General features: G+C 38.6%; 14 protein-coding genes. 8 read left to right on the plus strand and 6 right to left on the minus strand.

Going from position 1 to position 18,270, the window contains the following annotated elements; genetic code table 11:
* Positions 1 to 70: 70 nt before the first annotated feature.
* From leuB to ACO1O5_RS09910, 3 genes are all read right to left on the minus strand, one after another.
* Positions 71 to 1,186, minus strand: a complete 1,116-nt coding sequence (leuB, locus tag ACO1O5_RS09900; RefSeq protein ID WP_486269751.1) for a 3-isopropylmalate dehydrogenase — start codon at positions 1,184 to 1,186, stop codon at positions 71 to 73.
* 31 nt (positions 1,187 to 1,217) lie between these two features.
* Positions 1,218 to 2,666, minus strand: a complete 1,449-nt coding sequence (locus tag ACO1O5_RS09905; protein WP_486269753.1) for an ATP-binding cassette domain-containing protein — start codon at positions 2,664 to 2,666, stop codon at positions 1,218 to 1,220.
* A gap of 195 nt (positions 2,667 to 2,861) precedes the next feature.
* Complete coding sequence (locus ACO1O5_RS09910; protein ID WP_486269755.1) at positions 2,862 to 4,028, minus strand: 2-isopropylmalate synthase; 1,167 nt, start codon at positions 4,026 to 4,028, stop codon at positions 2,862 to 2,864.
* A gap of 217 nt (positions 4,029 to 4,245) precedes the next feature.
* Between ACO1O5_RS09910 and ACO1O5_RS09915 the strand changes: the two genes are divergently transcribed.
* From ACO1O5_RS09915 to yiaK, 3 genes are all read left to right on the plus strand, one after another.
* Positions 4,246 to 5,802 (plus strand): hypothetical protein, encoded by a 1,557-nt coding sequence (locus tag ACO1O5_RS09915; RefSeq protein ID WP_486269757.1) that lies wholly within the window; start codon positions 4,246 to 4,248, stop codon positions 5,800 to 5,802.
* A 111-nt stretch (positions 5,803 to 5,913) separates the two neighbouring features.
* A complete protein-coding gene (locus ACO1O5_RS09920) occupies positions 5,914 to 6,966 on the plus strand; it encodes an L-idonate 5-dehydrogenase (protein ID WP_486269759.1) in 1,053 nt (350 codons plus the stop codon).
* A 41-nt stretch (positions 6,967 to 7,007) separates the two neighbouring features.
* Positions 7,008 to 8,024 (plus strand): 3-dehydro-L-gulonate 2-dehydrogenase, encoded by a 1,017-nt coding sequence (gene yiaK / locus ACO1O5_RS09925; RefSeq protein WP_486269761.1) that lies wholly within the window; start codon positions 7,008 to 7,010, stop codon positions 8,022 to 8,024.
* A gap of 15 nt (positions 8,025 to 8,039) precedes the next feature.
* Here the strand turns inward: yiaK and ACO1O5_RS09930 are convergent, their stop codons facing one another.
* Both ACO1O5_RS09930 and ACO1O5_RS09935 read right to left on the minus strand, forming a co-directional pair.
* A complete protein-coding gene (locus ACO1O5_RS09930) occupies positions 8,040 to 10,142 on the minus strand; it encodes an Lcl C-terminal domain-containing protein (RefSeq protein ID WP_486269763.1) in 2,103 nt (700 codons plus the stop codon).
* Between the two features lie 69 nt (positions 10,143 to 10,211).
* Positions 10,212 to 11,609, minus strand: coding sequence for a hypothetical protein (locus tag ACO1O5_RS09935; protein WP_486269765.1), 1,398 nt, complete (start codon positions 11,607 to 11,609; stop codon positions 10,212 to 10,214).
* Between the two features lie 528 nt (positions 11,610 to 12,137).
* On the opposite strand from ACO1O5_RS09935, the gene ACO1O5_RS09940 reads away from it, so the two are divergent.
* The 3 genes from ACO1O5_RS09940 to ACO1O5_RS09950 all read left to right on the plus strand — a co-directional run bounded on the left by ACO1O5_RS09940 (position 12,138) and on the right by ACO1O5_RS09950 (position 13,843).
* Positions 12,138 to 12,326 (plus strand): hypothetical protein, encoded by a 189-nt coding sequence (locus ACO1O5_RS09940; RefSeq protein WP_486269767.1) that lies wholly within the window; start codon positions 12,138 to 12,140, stop codon positions 12,324 to 12,326.
* A 172-nt stretch (positions 12,327 to 12,498) separates the two neighbouring features.
* A complete protein-coding gene (locus tag ACO1O5_RS09945; RefSeq protein WP_486269769.1) occupies positions 12,499 to 13,539 on the plus strand; it encodes an aldo/keto reductase in 1,041 nt (346 codons plus the stop codon).
* A 34-nt stretch (positions 13,540 to 13,573) separates the two neighbouring features.
* Positions 13,574 to 13,843 (plus strand): DUF3303 domain-containing protein, encoded by a 270-nt coding sequence (locus tag ACO1O5_RS09950; protein ID WP_486269771.1) that lies wholly within the window; start codon positions 13,574 to 13,576, stop codon positions 13,841 to 13,843.
* A gap of 21 nt (positions 13,844 to 13,864) precedes the next feature.
* Here ACO1O5_RS09950 and ACO1O5_RS09955 read toward each other — a convergent pair whose 3' ends face one another.
* Positions 13,865 to 15,793, minus strand: a complete 1,929-nt coding sequence (locus tag ACO1O5_RS09955; RefSeq protein WP_486269773.1) for a T9SS type B sorting domain-containing protein — start codon at positions 15,791 to 15,793, stop codon at positions 13,865 to 13,867.
* Between the two features lie 200 nt (positions 15,794 to 15,993).
* Here ACO1O5_RS09955 and ACO1O5_RS09960 point away from each other — a divergent pair, with 200 nt between their 5' ends.
* Positions 15,994 to 17,439, plus strand: a complete 1,446-nt coding sequence (locus tag ACO1O5_RS09960; protein ID WP_486269775.1) for a circularly permuted type 2 ATP-grasp protein — start codon at positions 15,994 to 15,996, stop codon at positions 17,437 to 17,439.
* 108 nt (positions 17,440 to 17,547) lie between these two features.
* Positions 17,548 to 18,270: alpha-E domain-containing protein (locus tag ACO1O5_RS09965; protein WP_486269777.1), on the plus strand; the 723-nt coding region annotated here is incomplete at its 3' end.

The raw sequence follows: 18,270 nt of genomic DNA on the forward strand, positions 1-18,270 counted from the left end.
AGAACTTTTTTATTAACCCTATATTTTATTCATTATAATCTTTTCAATTCTTAATGAAATCCTTTCCTAATTAAATAATCGTCGCCTTACCAAATGCAATATTTTTTGCATTAATATTAGGAGGGATATCATTGCTGATATAGTCGCTTGCAAATTCTCCAATTGTTGACGTGTAATGTGGATTTTCCGGGTCGATATCCTGCGATACAAATCCGTTATCCAACGTCCACGCAACCGCTTCTCTCACTTCGCCTGCCTCGCTATGTAATCCAAAATAATCGAGCATCATGGCTGCTGATAAGATGGATCCAACTGGATTCGCAATATCTTTTCCGGCTGCCTGTGGATACGAACCATGAATAGGTTCGAACAACGCGGAGGAAACACCAATAGACGCAGACGGCAATAAACCTAACGACCCGCATATCACACTCGCCTCGTCGCTTAAAATGTCGCCAAACATATTTTCGGTAAGTATTACATCAAACTGTTTTGGGTTCACAATTATTTGCATGGCCGCGTTATCTACGAACATGTAATCCACTTTCACATCGGCATAATCTGCTGCAATTTCCTGCACCGTTTTTCTCCATAACCTGGACGTTTCTAAAACATTTGCTTTATCAACTAATGTAAGTTTCTTTTTTCTTTGCTGCGCAGAAGCAAAAGCCAAACGGGCGATACGCTCAATTTCGCTCTTGTTATAAATACATAAATCAGATGCTTCTGTACCATTTTCGCTCGTTTGCTTTTTGCCAAAATAAATACCACCGGTTAGCTCGCGGTATATTATAAAATCAACATCCTGTAACTGTTTCTCTTTTAAGGGAGAAAGATGATGCAGAGAATCAAAAGTTGTTACCGGGCGAATGTTTGCAAACAATTGTAATTCCTTCCTGAGCTTTAATAATCCTTGTTCAGGGCGAACTTTTGAACCAGGATTATTATCATATCTTGGATGGCCGATGGCCCCAAACAAAATTGCATCACTCGTACGGCAAATATCAATAGTGTGTTGTGGCAAGGGATCTCCCGTTTTATCAATGGCAACCGCTCCCATTAAACCATAACTATATAAAAAATTATGGCGATACTTCGCCGCTATCGCATTCAACACTTTTATGGACTGATGTGTTACTTCCGGTCCTATTCCATCACCTAATATAACCGCAATCCTCTTTTCCATTCTTACGTATATTTTTTATTTTATTTTTTAGCTATGCCGCAATTCTTCCCTGCTCAAGTTTTAAAGTGTAGGTAACACACGGCGGAATTTCTTCCTCGTAATGGCTAACATATACCAATGTTTTTTTCATGCGAACGCATACCTCATTTATCAACGCAATAAACCATGCGCTCACCTCCTGGTCCAATCCCTGGCAGGGTTCATCCAGGATTAACAAAGGCGGATTTTTTACTAATGCTCTCGCCAGGAGAACAAGTCTTTGTTGCCCGTTAGACAATTGTTTGAATATTCTATTTTCAAATTGTTCCAAATGCAACAACGACATCCATTCTTTTACAATTGATTTTTGCATTTCGTTTAATTTTCTAAACAAACCAATTGTATCAAACAACCCAGATGCTACTACTTCAAAACATGAACATGCCGCATCAAAATAATGATGTAACTCAGGCGACACATATCCAATTTTCTGTTTGATATCCCAGATGGATTCACCACTTCCCTTTTTCCGGTCAAATAAATAAATTTCGTTGGCAAATGCCTGCGGGTTATCTCCTGTAATCAAACTTAATAAAGTGGATTTGCCAGAACCGTTATGTCCCGACACATTCCAGCATTCTCCCTTATTTACCTTCCAGTTAATATTATCAAGAATTTTTCTCCCATTATAAATTATATTAGTATCAACCATCTTGATTGCAACCGAAAACTCAGCATGGTTATATACCTGAGTTATTGATTCCAGTGGCTTTGAATTCAATAACTGTAAAGTCTTTTTCTGATGAACAGGGTGTTTAAATTTGCTACGCGATATCTTTTTCTTCAATTTCCCATCTTCCAGTAAAGCAACATGACTAATGGATGCGGGTATATCAGCATAAGAGGTAACCAATAAAACATTGACGCCTTTTGCTATAAGATGATCTATAATGCTGTTTAATAAAGTTCTTGCGGCAACATCAAGTCCTGTGTAAGGACTATCCAACAAAAGCCAGTCAGCATTTTGAAGAATTGCTTTGGCCAGTTGAAAACGTTTATGCTCACCGTTAGATAACTGGATAAGCCTGGTATAACGTATATACCCGATGCCTAATGTCTCCAAAGTTTCCTGGATCACTTTTTCATCGCCGGATAAATTTTCCAGAACATCATTTACCATTAAAGCATCTTCTGTGTCGCATGAATTAAAGCGCTGCTGGTAGTAAAATGTACTCGTGTTGGAAAGATTTTTAAAATAATGTTGTTGCGAAATGGCCGCTATTCGCGGTGCCCCACCATTCCGGTTTTTAAAATTAATAATGCCCCCGGTAAAATAATTGCCGGCAAGTGTTTTTATTAAGGTCGATTTGCCGCTTCCGGATGGGCCTATAATTGCGAGGCATTCGCCACGATTTATTTTAAACGAAACATTATCTAACACGGCTTTGCCTGACAACTGAACTGTTAGGTTTTTTACTTCCAAAAGAAATGCCTGTTTCATTTTATTTTATAAGAATGCGGATTCTGTTAACGTCGCTTCGACTGCTTCCATTTTATTTTGGTTACTTGTTACGATCCAAAAAAGAAGAAATTTCATGTAAAAAGATTTGTCAAATAATGTTCAGCCTTTTTCCTTTTTTAGTTAAAAAAGTGGGGGACAATCCCCCACCTATCATAAAACTAAAACTGCATAAAACTAACTTGTAACAAAACTCTTTTCTTTATAATCAGTTGCGAGCTTCGTAAGATCTTTATCTTCAATTTCTTTTTTACTATCAGCTACCTGAAGGAACCATTCGTACAAAACGTCCACATCATTTCGCGTAAACTCGTAACCCAGTTTTTTAAAACGATGGGCCAGCGCACTACGTCCACTCCTCGCCGTTAGTACGATCTTTGAATCATCCGCCCCAACTTCAATGGGGTTAATAATTTCATAAGTGAGCGCATCTTTTAAGAATCCATCCTGGTGAATACCGGATGAATGCGAAAATGCATTGCTGCCTACGATAGCCTTATTTGGCTGCACCGGCATACGCATAATGTCCGAAACTTTCCTGCTCATCGGGTTTAGTTGCGTCGCATCGATGCTGGTATAAAAATTTAAATGTTTATGCTGCTTAATGATCATCACTACCTCCTCGAGCGAGGTGTTTCCGGCCCTTTCCCCCAGTCCATTGATGGTGCATTCAATCTGACGTGCGCCACTAATAACACCTGCAATAGAGTTGGCTGTGGCCAGTCCCAGGTCGTTATGACAATGACATGATATAACGGCCTTATCGATATTAGAAACGTTATTGATTAGATAAGCAATTTTTTCACCGTATTGATATGGCAAGCAATAGCCCGTAGTGTCGGGAATATTTACTGTTGTAGCACCAGCTTTTATAACTGCTTCTATAACCCTGGCCAGGTAATCATTATCAGTTCTTCCGGCATCTTCGGCATAAAATTCTATATTATCAGTATAATTTCTTGCCCATGTTACACATTGGATAGCCCTTGCTAAAATATCTTCCCTGTTAGAATTGAATTTACTTTTAATATGGGAATCCGATGTTCCAATACCCGTATGAATGCGTGGACGCTTTGCATATTTTAAAGCTTCGCCTGCTACCTGTATATCCTTTTCAACTGCACGTGATAATGCACACACAGTTGCATTAGTTATCGTTTTTGAAATTTCATTCACCGAAGCAAAATCCCCCGGGCTGGAAATAGGGAAGCCAGCTTCAATAACATCAACTCCTAAACGCTCAAGATCAAGCGCCAGTTCAACTTTTTCTTTAGTGTTAAGTTTACAACCTGGCACCTGTTCTCCATCGCGGAGTGTGGTATCGAATATTATTACTTTGTCCATAGTATATTATTACTTAATTCATAATAAATTGTCACTTTGTTCATAGCAATCGTCAGGAGAAAAAAAGGTTACTTGTAATAACCTGATATTGTAGGTATGAAAGTAGAATATATGAAAGAAAGATTCTAAACAAAAAAACAGAAATTTACATTGCCGAAAGGATTAGTAATTTCACGCAACCCCTGATATTACTGCCATTCGCGGTAAAATTATTACGATGCCCAACAGATCAACCGATTCGTTATTTCAATTGATTCATTCCCTCCAAAAGTCGGAAAAGAGGAATTTTAAGCTTTATGTGCAAAGAAACTCATCATCGCCAGAACTTAAAATTGTACAATTATTTGATGCATTAGACAAGATGAAAGATTATGATGAAAAAGAACTCATCAACAAAACTGTCTCTATAAAAAAAGAGCAGCTTTCTAACATGAAAGCTCATTTGTACAAGCAAATACTGGCGAGCCTTCGTGTGCTTGAAAACAATGAAAACATAGATATTCAATTGCATGAACAACTGGATTATGCCAGAATTTTATACAACAAAGGTCTTTACCTGCAAAGCCTCAAGATATTAGACCGCGTAAAAGAAAATGCAATAACCTACAATCAAATGACCTTCCTGATTGAAGTGTTGTTCCTGGAAAAGAAAATTGAAACGTTGCATATTACGAGGAGCATGCAGGACCGTGCAGATGCTCTTTCATTACAATCCATTCAGTCTAATGTGCAGTTGGAAAGGGTAACCAAACTCTCCAACCTTGCCTTACTGTTATATAGCTGGTATATTAAAAACGGCCATGCGAGAAACAGCGACGATGAAAAACAAGTTGAAAATTATTTTCTTGAACATCTTACAGATGACATAAAAAACCCCGAAGGCTTTTATGAAAAATTATATTACAACCAAAGCTATTGCTGGAATGCGTTTATAAGACAAGACTTTTTAATGTATTACCGTTACACTCAAAAATGGGTAGACCTTTTTACCGATGAATCCGGGATGAAGGAAATAGAAACGGCGAATTATATAAAAGGATTGCACAATTTATTAAATGCGCATTTCACCCTAAGAAATTATAGCGGCTTTACTAAAACAATACAATTGCTGGAAGCGTTTCGTGATTCGGATATTGTGAAACAAAGCAACAACAACCAGGTACAGGTTTTTATATATTTATATACTTCTAAACTTAATCAACATTTTCTCGAAGGAACTTTTAAAGAAGGAATTAAAATAGTTCCTGAAATTGAAAAACAACTGAAAAACTTTAGCAATTACATGGATCACCATCGCGTGTTGGTTTTTTATTACAAGATTGCATCCCTATATTTTGGCGCAGGAGACTATGACACAGCCATAGATTATCTAAATAAAATCATAAACTGGAAAGTCGACCTGCGCAACGATCTGCAATGTTATGCAAGGTTGCTTCATTTAATCTCTCATTACGAACTGGGCAATTTTCAATTGCTGGAGTATCTTATAAAATCTGTATACCGGTTTATGGCGAAGATGCAAAACCTGAGCCTTGTTGAAGAGGAGATGTTTAAGTTTTTAAAGAATTCATTTTATCTCTCTGCAAGAAAGCTACAACCTGAATTTGAAAAGCTGTTGAATAAAATAAAACACCTGGAAAAAAGCAGGTTCGAAACAAGAGCCTTTGCCTATCTTGATATTATTTCATGGCTTGAGAGTAAGGTATACAATAAGCCGGTGTATGAAATTATAAGAGAGAAATATTTGACGGGGAAGAGGTTGGTACAGGGTTAAGCAGTTGAACCTGGCTGGCTGGATTTTTATTCATTTGTTCCGAATGGTTCCAGGCATTTCGAATCGCAATAACAACTTTGCAAAATAATTTTAATCATAATATTACCCAAAATGCCCACAACAATGATGGCTGCTGTGTTACATGGCGCCAAAGATATTCGGCTTGAAAATTTAAAAACACCTGATTTGTCCCCGGGTATGGTGCTACTTCGGGTGCAAAGAGTAGGTATTTGCGGATCGGATTTGCATTATTTTGAAGATGGATACTGCGGAAGTTTTACACCTACCAGACCATTTATCCTTGGACATGAGTTAACGGGAGAAGTAGTAGAATTAAGCGGTAATACACACCCGTTACTTTTACCGGGAACAAGAGTTACCGTTAATCCTGCCAGGGCCTGCGGCTTTTGTGATTATTGCAAAAGTGGCAGGGGAAATCTCTGCCCTAATACAATTATGTTGGGCAGCGGAAGTACCAATCCGCCGACAAATGGAGCAATGGCTGAATTTGTAGCCGTAAGAGCTGATCAATGTCACATCTTACCTGCAGGGTTAGACGACGGACTAGGAGCCATGATAGAACCTTTGGCGGTAGCGCTCCACGCGGTAAAGCGGCCTACCACGGTATCAGGTATGAGAGTTTTGATTACCGGTGGTGGAACTATTGGCCTGCTAACCGCTTTAACAGCAAAGGCTTTTGGTGCGGTGCCGGTAGTGCTAAGTGATATAGTTTCTGAAAGAAGAAAATCTGCATTAAACTGCGGCATTGATGAGGTATTGGATCCTTCAGAAAAAAACCTGCAGCAGAAAGCAATAGAAATAACGGGTGATGGATTTGATATAATTTTTGAAGCTTCGGGTGCCAGGCCTGCATTGCGCCAGGCTTTTGACCTCGTAAGGCCGGGCGGCACTATCGTTCAGATTGGAACATTGGGCACAGAAGATATTCCTCTTCCGGCAAACCAGGTCATGGCAAAAGAAATTCAATTTATGGGTTCTTTCCGTTATGGAAATGTGTTTGATGAAGCAATAAGACTAGTGATGGCAAAAAGAATTGATCTACGTCTATTCATTACCGGTATACTACCGTTAAAAGATATTAACAAAGCCATGAAACTTGCAGGTGATAAAACAAACGCGTTAAAAGTGCAGCTTGAAATTTAGCTTGATTGAATAAAAGCAATATTTACTAAAACGACATAATTATGCCAGTTGATACAACAATCCTGATTTCGCCAAAAAATATGCAGGAACGTTTTGAAACTATTTTAGATGAACTGGGATTTACAAAAGAAAAATCCCGCGTTATTGCCGAAATTTTTACAGCCAACAGCGTTGATGGAATTTATACGCATGGAGTGAACCGTTTTCCTGCTTTTGTAAATTATGTAAAACTAGGGTATGTAAAGCCTGATGCAATTCCAACCTTGCATCATAAGTTTGGCGGTATAGAACAGTGGGACGGGCACCAGGGCCCGGGAATATTGAATGCCATTCATGCTACAGAAACTGCGATGGACCTGGCAAACCAAAATGGTATTGGCTGCGTGGCATTAGCCAACACTAACCACTGGATACGCGGCGGTACTTACGGCTGGCAGGCGGCAAAAGCCGGCTTTGTTTTTATTGGCATTACCAATACTATAAGTGTTATGCCTGCCTGGGGAGCTATTGATTCAAAACTGGGTAACAATCCATTTGTGATGGCATTACCATACAAGGGCGAAGCAATTGTATTGGATATGGCAATGTCACAATATTCTTATGGCGCGATGGAATTAGCCGTATTTAAAAATGAAAAGCTAGCGGTACCTGGTGGATTTAATAACGATAATGAAATGACAAATGATCCGGCAGAAATACTTGCTTCGAGGCGTGCTTTACCTATAGGGTATTGGAAAGGTGCAGGCTTGTCGCTGTTGCTGGATATTTTTACTACTATACTATCAGGGGGTCTGGCAGGACATGAAATAACAAAAGCAGGTGCGGAAACAAATATCTCGCAATTATTTATCGCTATAGATATTTCTAAATTGAGCAATTATTCGCTGATTGCAAAAACTGTAAATGAAATTATTGATGACTATCATCTATCCGTACCCGCAGATGAATCTAAAAAAATAACTTTTCCGGGTGAACGTGTTTTGCAAAACAGGAAAAGGAATTTGGCCAATGGAATACCGGTCCTGAAAAAAGTTTGGGATCAAATTATGGAACTGTAAAATCACTACTAACGGTTAAAATTCCCGAACAGCACGTGCATAAAATAAATGACCCTGGGTTGTGTTATATCTATAATTGGTGGCGCCATTTCCAAAATTAATTAAACTGGCATACCCATTACCAGCAATGCTGGAACTCCAATAGAGATCATTTTGATGGAGGCCGCTAATCTTGTTTCTTTCATTATAAATCAATTTTAATTCGTTTATCGTGGGTAATCGCCAGTTATCAAATCCGTCCGCAGGAGAAAATTGCTTACACAATGCGTTTGCATTTTCCCATCCTGTTTTTTTACCATCATTCAAATCGCTCTGCGCTACTATCAATCCGTGATCGTTGGTTTGATAAAGAAAAAAAACAATTCCTCCCTGGTAAACACTACCAACCGTTAAAGTATCTTCCTTTTTAACAGGCTTACTTTCAATAACATATTGATGCAAGATATTATTTTGTATTTGTTCAAAACTTCTTTTAACTATTGAGTCTTCCTCCGGCAATCCAAAAATTACTTTTTGAATTGAATCAATAGCCATCTGTATTATTTTGTTTGAACTATCCGCTTTCTGCCTTTCAATAATTGCGGTGTCAGATTGCAGGGTGGCATTTGTTGCCTGCGCAACCGCTTCTTTCTTTGCTTTGTTAGCAATTATTCCAAAAAACGCAGCAGCAGCGGTGGTAATTATGGCAATACTCAATAGGCCAAGCACAATTCGCAACCGCTTCTTTGTTGCCTTTGCTTCCTGCAATTTCAACAACTGTTCTTGCTGATTTTTTTGTTCTTCCTCTTTATAGCTGCGACTCCTATTAATCCAGTCTCTCTCTTCATCACTCACCTTAAATTTTTCCAGGTAAGGTTCAATAAATAATAATTGCCTTTCGGTAAAATATTCTCTTGCCTCATCTTTAACAGACAACTGGCTTTTTATCAACCTCTGTACTTCCAGGATGGCTATTTCTTCATCGCTTCTTTTTTCAGCAATCCTTAGTGCAAGTGAATCATGGGCGAGTTCGTATAAATTTTCGTCTTCAGAACAATTTACTATGCGGCTGTTTACAAATGATTCAACCGACTCATCTATCAGTTTCTTATCTAAATCGGGTAGCCGTTCTGCCAGTTCCTTTTTTGAAATAGGTTCCTTGGTTCCTTCTAAGGTTGAAAATGGCGACAGAATTTTCCAGATAACTTCAGTGGTAACATTTTTATATTTGGCACTTAGCCTGGTGCTGATGGCTTTTACCTGTTCCTCTAGGAAATTCCGCAACACGTCCCCGATATCGCCAATCCGGTTTAAAACATCTAATGTTATAAGCGCATCCGCCTGGCGGCTTTCATCATGCGTGGTTTCCACATACAATTTGTCTAAAAAAACCTGCAAGTAAGGTAACTCAATGGTGAGCGTTTTTTTCTTTCCTTTTATCTTATCGAAAATGCCTTGTGTTATGGTATCTATTTCATCAGTTTTAATTCTTACGTTTGAAAGTTTATAGTTATTGATACCCTTTATTACATCTGATACTTTATCGAGAGTCATAGCTTCTATGCGAAGCTTTTTGTGCAATAGCTGCGGCACTTCTTTTTCAAACTCATTTAAATAACCAAGATACTCTTCACGAATGGAAAAGATCATTTTAACAGGTTGCTCCGCTCTCAATATTTCTTTTACTGCTTCAATAAACTGCTGCTGTTCGGCTTTTGTGCCCAATACATATAACTCTTCAAACTGGTCGAATATCAGGTAGATGGGTTTAAAGTTATTTAGATAAACTCCTTTGATTAAACGCAGTAACCCTGTTATTTTTTTGGAAGGGTCTTTAGTAGTTATGTCTTCATCGTCTACATCATTTCCACCCGCATCTGCCAGTTGCTTTTCAAGCGACGCATTAATATTATTTCCCCGCCTGATAATAAGTGGCAACCAGTCGTAGGGTTTAAACTTGCCTGCGAGCCCGCATTGGATTAAACTTGTTTTTCCTGTACCGGAAGCGCCATAGATCAACAAGATGGAATTTTGAAAAACCATTGAATAAAGGGCATCTGTTTCTTCATTTCTACCGAAGAACATATCAGTGTCATCCTGGTTGTAGGAATCTAAAAATTTAAATGGATACTTCTTCATGAGAAAACAAAAGTTTTAACCGGTGATAAATGGTTGTCAAATAAATACTAGTCAGGTTATCATTTACTATCAATCCAGGATTTGTTTTTGGGCAATTTGAAATATTTTATACACAACATTCAACTGAAAGTTTTTAAACTTTCCTGTATCCTTCATTAACCCGGTTATATCGTGGTCGGTGTTCGATTGCAAATCCCTTTCTATATCTTCATTAAACTGAATAACTACCTGTGAAGGATCACCTGCGCTTTTAAAATCGTCGCTTTTATCAGAAGTAATTTTGTTGATGTCAAAATAGGTTAACCTTTTCTTCCTTTCTTCAAAGCAGGTATAAAAGCAAATTTTAACTTCCAATTCGTTGGTCAATGCATTTACGTCAATAATAAAAGGAAATAGGTTCAGGCCTTCCTGGTATTTATCCTTATAAATCAGCACAGCATCATTGCTAATCGGGCGTTCATCATACTTAAATTTGGTAGAAAATAATTTATCATCGTCATCTACTCCGAGGAAAGTATAGGAGTGGAGATAGCGAACATCCTCATTTCTTATGTTGTTATAAGTAATTTGTTTTACAGATACCATTTTATAATTTGCAAGGAAGCTTAATGCCGACAGAAAAGTTGTAAGCTCATTTTCCGCTTCAAAAGCAGTGAAGTAAACAACCTGGCCCGAATCTAATTTACTTTTTATGTCTTCCAAATTTTTACAAGCTTTAGCAAAACTGCTGCCTTCATCAAGGTTGCCTTTATTAAATTCACTAAAAGGATATACAATTTTTTGAGCGTCGAAAATGCTGACTAAAGTACTTAACAGCTCCACATAATCCTGGATGTTAAGTTCAATTTCAGAGTTAAAAAAATTACTAAGAGTGTTGGCCTGATCGCGGGTAAGTTCAAGGTTATTGCCTTTTTTATAATCCCAGAGTTTTGAGATAAAAGAAAAACATAAAAGCTGAAGAGCCCGCGTTGCCGTTGCTATACAAACTTCAATATAATCCCGGGAACTGTTAGATGTAAAGGCGCTGATACCGATGGATATTACCTTTTGCAGGAGCATGCCCAATACGCCTACAAAACATGAGATGATGTAGCCGTTGGCTTTGCGGGTGTAGCGAACCTGTGTTTCCCAATCTGCCTTATCCGCTTCTTTTATATTATCCAGGAAATCTTTGGCATCGGCACTATAAACACTTAACGCTTCTGTAAGCTTCCGGCAGAGATACATATTGAATGTTTTCTTCCCGATCTCGGCGCTGAAAACGGCATTAGTAATGCTACCGATATTATATATCTTATCGCCTGATTTAAAATTTTCAGCACTGAGGTTTTCCAAAAGCGATTTCAATTCGCCAAGATTATTTTTTATCTCCTTTATCTCCCCTTTTACGTTTACCTGCATGCTATCAACCGTTACGTTTTGAATTACGATTTCGGATGTTTCCGGGGTTACTGGTGATGTATCCATATTTCCTTATTATGAGCAATTGGGTTTAATAATAATATTTTACACATGCGCTGTTAAATGATATAAATAACTTCGCCATCTCCTCTCCTACTGAAGTGATCAAACGTAGTCCCGTGTTTTTCGTGTTGAGAAAGTTAGCCGATGCAATCCTTTTAAATCAGTGTCAAATTATCGCTCACATCAATAGAACTTTATCGCAACCATATTAAAAAAACTTTTACTTACCAGGCGATTTGCGATAGGAAGCAATAACCATCCAGACACTCATTATCATTTAAAAGCAATCCTTTGTAAAGTTAGTTTTTTTAGTTTGAAAAAGCTATAAGATACCCCCCAACATACAGTGTTAGCAGATCTCATCTTCGGATAACCGTGATAGATATGAAAACTTTAGGTTTCTCAAAGAGGTTCTTTTTCCATTAAGCATTAAAAAATAATGACACCTTATTCTCATCGCCGTATTTTTCTAATTTTTTAGCCCTGGAAAAAATAATTCCCAAAATATTTGCGCAAGTAAAATACTTGCATATGGAAGCCAGGCGGGATGCATTCCGGGCAATTTCGGATCCAACCAGAAGGCAAATTATTGGAATACTTGCCGACAAATCTTTGAATCTAACCGCGATATCCTCAAAAATAAAATATGAAAAAGACAAAGACATTTTATTGGATCTTGCCCTTAATATTTTTATTTCTTTCTTACTACTTATGGCGTAAAAAAATGAATGACCTTGCTAAAACTTAATCGCTATCAATTAACGTTTACTGCCATTTTGTATCCCGATGTCTTGTCTTTAATTACTAAGTGAAATATTATTTCATATTGCCGGATATTTGCAAATGAAAACAACTATAATTTCATTTTGATAATTTATTCAAAATACTAAATATGGAATACAGGCAACTAGGAGGCTCCGGATTGCAGGTCCCGGTGCTCAGTTTTGGGACTGCAACATTTGGTGGAGGAAGTGATTTCTTTAAAGCGTGGGGCAATACACAGGTAGAAGAAGCGATCCGTTTGATTGATATTTGCCTCGATGCAGGAATTAATTTATTTGATACTGCTGACGTTTATTCGCAAGGGCTTTCAGAAGAAATTTTGGGAAAGGCAATAGATGGAAAAAGAAATCAATTACTCATTTCAACCAAGGCCACTTTCGCATTTGGCAAAGAGCCCAACAACCAGGGCTCCTCAAGATATCGTTTAATAAAGCAAGTTGAAGGAAGTTTAAAAAGATTAGGTACCGATCGTATTGATATATACCACATGCATGGCTTTGATGGCAACACACCTGTAGAAGAGACTTTGCGTGCGCTTGACGACTTAATACAAAGTGGTAAAGTACGATACATTGCTGCTTCAAATTTTTCGGGATGGCATTTAATGAAGTCACTTGCCGCCTCCGATAAATATGGCTGGAACCGATATGTTGCACACCAGGTATATTATTCATTAGCCAACCGCGAGTATGAATGGGAACTGATGCCGTTGGGAATTGATCAAAAAGTTGGAGCAATCATTTGGTCGCCTTTAGCTGCAGGAAAATTGGGTGGCAGATATCGCCGTGATAAATTGGTGCCTGGCGACGGTCGCGTGGCACAAGGCGGAAGCCCGGTACCTGCCCATGCAATTGATGATGAATTACTATATAACATTGTAGATGCCCTGGATGCTATTGCAGCAGAAACGAATAAAACCGTTGCCCAGGTTGCATTAAACTGGCTATTACAGCGGCCTACTATTTCAAGCATCATTATTGGTGCCCGCAACGAACAACAGCTGAAACAAAATATCGAAGCTACAGGCTGGAATCTTACAACCGAACAGGTAAAGAGACTCGATGCCGCAAGTGAGGTGCCCACGATTTATCCATACTGGCATCAGCGCCAGAATCTCACTTTAAATCCCCTGCCGCAATTTTACGTTTAACCATAATAGTTATATAAGTTAAAAAACTCTTTCTATGCTGTACATGATAATTGAAACATTTCATCCTGGCAAAGTGAAGCAACTATATAAAAGATTTGACGAGAAGGGAAGACTAATGCCTCAAGGCGTTCATTATATAAACAGTTGGATTAATGAAGACATTACAGCCTGCTACCAGGTTATGGAAAGTGATACAGAAAAGAAGATTTACGAATGGATCCAAAACTGGAATGATCTTGCAGATTTTAAAGTTATCCCGGTAATTACTTCTTTGCAGGCGAAAGAAAAAGTATTTGCAGGCTGACAAAAAAATTGATCAAAAAAACTATAACAAAATATATACCACTCCTTTTATGAGTGAAGTGTCATTTTTCAAATCAATAATATAAACATAGGCGCCTGAAGTAAGTTGAACACCCTTAAATTTTCCATCCCACCAAATATCTTTTCCATTATTGTCGAAAACCGTTTGTCCATACCGATTGTAGACTTTAACCTCAGCACCAGGATACGCCTCCAGTGTTTCTATAAACCACGTGTCATTTATTCCGTCACCGTTAGGGGTAAATGCATTTGGAACATATAATTGCTGGTATACTTTGACCAATACGCTATCAACCGCTATTCCGCATCCTTTATTTGAAAATACATTTAAGGCATACATTTGGTTGACCAGCGGATTCACGACAGGGTTAAGGGTTGCAATTCCTGTTATTTTTACATTGGGCGTCCAGGTATAAGTAACATCAGTACCGCCGGCAATTCCATTCAAAGTGGCAGACTGGCCTTTAATAATAATTTTATCGGGGCCGGCATTGGACGTAGGTAATTTATTTACCGTAATCAATACCGAATCGGAAACTTCGCAATTGTTATTTGCAACAGTAAGAATATATAATGTCGTTTCATCCGGTGAAGCGAATGGATTTGGCAGGTGAACATCTGAGATACCCGACGACGGTTTCCAGGTATAAGATGTAATATTATTACTTCCCGAACTATTTAGCCGCGTAGACGACCCTTCACAAATTTCTGCATCAGCACCGGCGTTTACGAACGGTTTTGGTGTTAATTCAACCAGGGTTGAGTCAGTGCTGGTGCATCCTTTTGCAGACGTCACCTTTACATGATACATTCCACTGTTACCCGCAGTAGCCGCAGGAATATAAGGAAACGCTTCATTACTTGAAAAATTCATCGGCCCTGTCCAGGAAAAAAATACACCGTCATTTGCTAGTAAAAATAGAGTATCACCTGTGCAACTGCCAAGGCTAGACGCAGCAACAACCGGGTATTTATTTACACCTACTTTTACCACGTTGGATAAAATAGAGCAGGATGCATTATTCATGTTTTCCCTCTGCGAAACTGCCAACCTGTATAAATAAAGGCCGGGTGTAATTACAGGCGGCCGCACATAGGTTATATTTGTTGCGCCCGGAACGTTCGCCCACGAAGCTCCATTATTGGTGCTGGTCTGCCATTGATAAACAGGATCAGTATAGCCTGCGGAAACATTCGCCAATAAAGTAAACACCGCATTATCTCCGGTACATACATCGACCGAATCAGCAGATCCGTTAATATTTGCTGTAACTAACGGTCCGCATGCACGAAAAGTAATATCATCCAATAATATATCATTGCCACATCCACCCGGCGCATTATTGGTCATCCGCAACACAACAGAACTTATTCCAACGGGTGTTGAAAAAAAGAAGCCATACTGGTTCCAATTAGTAGATACAGGTATGTCCCCGGTTTGATATGAGTGTAAAACAGTGCCGGAAGTAGTTTCAATGTTAAATGTGATGTTAGGTTTAATTCCCTGGCCGTTACACGCAAATGGCTGAAGCACATTATACATCCAGGCAGCAAATTCATAAGTTGTATTAGGGCAAAGACCATCTACAGTTTTTACAAAGAAATCACCGGGTGTATAGGAAGCATTTACAATCATCATATATCCATTTACGTCTCCTGGTGTATGATCTTCTATAACTGTATGCCAGGTACCTCCAAAACACGAACTGGTAGAGTTGGCGATCGTGTAAAACCCGTCATTCGGACAATCGCCCGCAACATAGGTATAATTGGTATTCCCAAGTGGAGGGCCAGGATTAGAACCAGATCCGAAGGTTATATTAACTACAGGATCTCCCAGGCTTCCCTGGCATAATTGGGCAAATGTTTTAGGAACATAAATGATCGAAATTAACAAACAACAAAAAGAAAACGTTAGAGAGCGGCCCATAAAAAAAGCGCTGGTTTTAGTATTTCCTAAGTTCAGCAAATATTCGCAAATAAAATGCATTGCAATTCAACAACCGAAAGATAACGGCTAAAGTTGTATTCAGGTCAATTCTATTTTTGGACATCAATTTAGTGCTTCAATATTTTTATTATTCATGACAATAATTTCCGTAAATTAAATTTTTTGTATTTTCAGTCAACATGAGTCAAAATTCACTTCTCCAATCGTACCAGGACCAGCCAAATGTATGGGATGAGATGTTTAGTGCCGACGGCATACGTTCTCCTTATAAAAATTTCGTTTCAGCAATAGAAGGTTTACCACCCGCAGAAATGACACACAAAGATGAAATGGCCAAGAAACTTTTTATGAGCCAGGGCATAACATTTACAGTTTACAGTAGTGGAGAAGGAATCGAAAAAATATTTCCGTTTGACATTGTCCCCCGCATTATTACCAGCAGCGAGTGGCAGTTGATAGAATCCGGGTTAAAGCAAAGGCTGAAGGCACTAAATGTTTTTCTAAAAGATATTTACCATCGGCAGTTTATTCTAAACGATGGAATTATTCCTCCCCAGCTTATTTATTCCTGCCCCAATTTCTTACGGGAAATGATGAATGTAGATGTTCCGTTTGACATTTACACCCATATTTCGGGACTGGATCTTATAAGAGACGATGATGGAAAGTTTTATGTTCTCGAAGACAACCTGCGAACGCCTTCCGGTGTTTCGTACATGCTGGAAAACAGGAGCATAACTTACCGCATTTTCCCCGATCTGCTACCTAAAAACAACGTTCGCTCAGTAAAAGAGTATCCTGATCTTTTATATAAAAATTTAATGGCGCTGGCAAACAGGCAAATTAGTAATCCAACAGTAGTATTACTATCCCCCGGTATTTATAATTCAGCATACTTTGAACATACAACACTTGCCAGGTTAATGGGTATTGAACTGGTAGAGGGCCGTGACCTGATGGTAGATAACAATCATGTATTCATGAAAACTACCAAAGGATTGCAGCAGGTAGATGTTATTTATCGCAGGGTTGATGATGAATTTATTGATCCATTGGTTTTCAGACGCGACAGCATTTTAGGAGTATCCGGTATTTACTGGGCATACCGAAAAGGAAATGTTGCCATAGTAAATGCGATGGGCAATGGGGTGGCCGATGATAAAGCTATTTATTCTTACGTACCCGATATGATTCGATATTACCTGAACGAAGAACCCATCTTACAAAATATACCTACTTACCAACTTGCCGATGGAGATAGTAAAAAGTATGTTTTCGAGAATATGCATAAAATGGTGGTTAAACGTACCAACGAATCGGGCGGCTATGGAATGTTAATGGGCAACTCGGCAAGCGATGAGGAAATAACTAAGTTCAAGGAAGCTATTAATGCCGACCCGAGAAATTTTATTGCGCAGCCTATTATCAGCCTTTCATCAACGCCATGCTATATTAATGGTATCTTACAACCACGCCGTGTAGACTTAAGGCCGTTTGCATTATATGGACCCGATGGAATTAACATAGTACCCGGTGGTTTAACACGAGTTGCATTGAAAGAAGGGTCTATGATTGTGAATTCTTCGCAAGGAGGTGGCAGCAAGGATACATGGGTGTTAGCTTAAAAGATTGGGAGATATGAGAGAAAGTCAGTGAGTCATTATGATGGTTCATTGGTTGTGGTTGTGTTTTATATTTTCTTAATCTTTCAAAATTTACACTTATAAACGCTTATGTTAAGTAGAGTTGCAGATACAATTTATTGGCTGGGACGGTACATGGAAAGAACCAATGGCATGCTGCAGGTTATCCTTACACAGTACATCGCTTTGCAGGACGATGTAACTGATTTTAAATGGATGCCTCTTCTTGAAATTTACGGAGAACTCACCGATGAGGAGATCCGCGAAATGGAATCAAGTTCTGCGAAGGCGCTTGAATACATGATCTTCAATCGCAATAACAACGCTTCCGCCTATAATAATGTAATGTTTTCAAGAGAGAATGCAAGAGGCATACAGGATCACATCACGAAAGAAGTATGGCAATGCTTAAACGATTATTATCATTTTATCCGCGATGATAATTTAAGGAAAGAAGTAAGCATGGCAGACCCTATTTCAACTATCGACAGGCTGATAAGAAGCGGGTTGTTATTCACAGGAACTGTTGATAATACTATGACCCGGGGCGAAGGATTTACTTTTATTAATATCGGAAAATTCCTGGAAAGATCGATCCATTCTACCGACATTACCAGGATTACCATGAATGAGTTAAGCAATAATCACCACGATGGTTACGAAGCAATAAAATTAAGATACCTGTTGTATTCACTATTTGGTTTTGAAGTATACCTAAAAACATATAAGGGCAGTTTTACAAAAAAACATATCCTCGACCTTATTTTATATAATACAGATTTTCCTCATTCAATTTTATACAGCATGGAAAGA

It is taken from the genome of Ginsengibacter sp. (genome assembly GCF_057362405.1).

Excerpts from the sequence above, each read along its gene's own strand:
- ACO1O5_RS09910 (WP_486269755.1), bottom strand. The coding sequence starts at position 4,028 with ATGGACAAAGTAATAATATTCGATACCACACTCCGCGATGGAGAACAG.
- ACO1O5_RS09915 (WP_486269757.1), top strand. The coding sequence starts at position 4,246 with ATGCCCAACAGATCAACCGATTCGTTATTTCAATTGATTCATTCCCTC.
- ACO1O5_RS09960 (WP_486269775.1), top strand. The coding sequence starts at position 15,994 with ATGAGTCAAAATTCACTTCTCCAATCGTACCAGGACCAGCCAAATGTA.
- ACO1O5_RS09950 (WP_486269771.1), top strand. The coding sequence starts at position 13,574 with ATGCTGTACATGATAATTGAAACATTTCATCCTGGCAAAGTGAAGCAA.
- ACO1O5_RS09905 (WP_486269753.1), bottom strand. The coding sequence starts at position 2,666 with ATGAAACAGGCATTTCTTTTGGAAGTAAAAAACCTAACAGTTCAGTTG.
- ACO1O5_RS09945 (WP_486269769.1), top strand. The coding sequence starts at position 12,499 with ATGGAATACAGGCAACTAGGAGGCTCCGGATTGCAGGTCCCGGTGCTC.
- ACO1O5_RS09935 (WP_486269765.1), bottom strand. The coding sequence starts at position 11,609 with ATGGATACATCACCAGTAACCCCGGAAACATCCGAAATCGTAATTCAA.
- yiaK (WP_486269761.1), top strand. The coding sequence starts at position 7,008 with ATGCCAGTTGATACAACAATCCTGATTTCGCCAAAAAATATGCAGGAA.
- ACO1O5_RS09940 (WP_486269767.1), top strand. The coding sequence starts at position 12,138 with ATGGAAGCCAGGCGGGATGCATTCCGGGCAATTTCGGATCCAACCAGA.
- leuB (WP_486269751.1), bottom strand. The coding sequence starts at position 1,186 with ATGGAAAAGAGGATTGCGGTTATATTAGGTGATGGAATAGGACCGGAA.
- ACO1O5_RS09930 (WP_486269763.1), bottom strand. The coding sequence starts at position 10,142 with ATGAAGAAGTATCCATTTAAATTTTTAGATTCCTACAACCAGGATGAC.
- ACO1O5_RS09920 (WP_486269759.1), top strand. The coding sequence starts at position 5,914 with ATGCCCACAACAATGATGGCTGCTGTGTTACATGGCGCCAAAGATATT.
- ACO1O5_RS09955 (WP_486269773.1), bottom strand. The coding sequence starts at position 15,793 with ATGGGCCGCTCTCTAACGTTTTCTTTTTGTTGTTTGTTAATTTCGATC.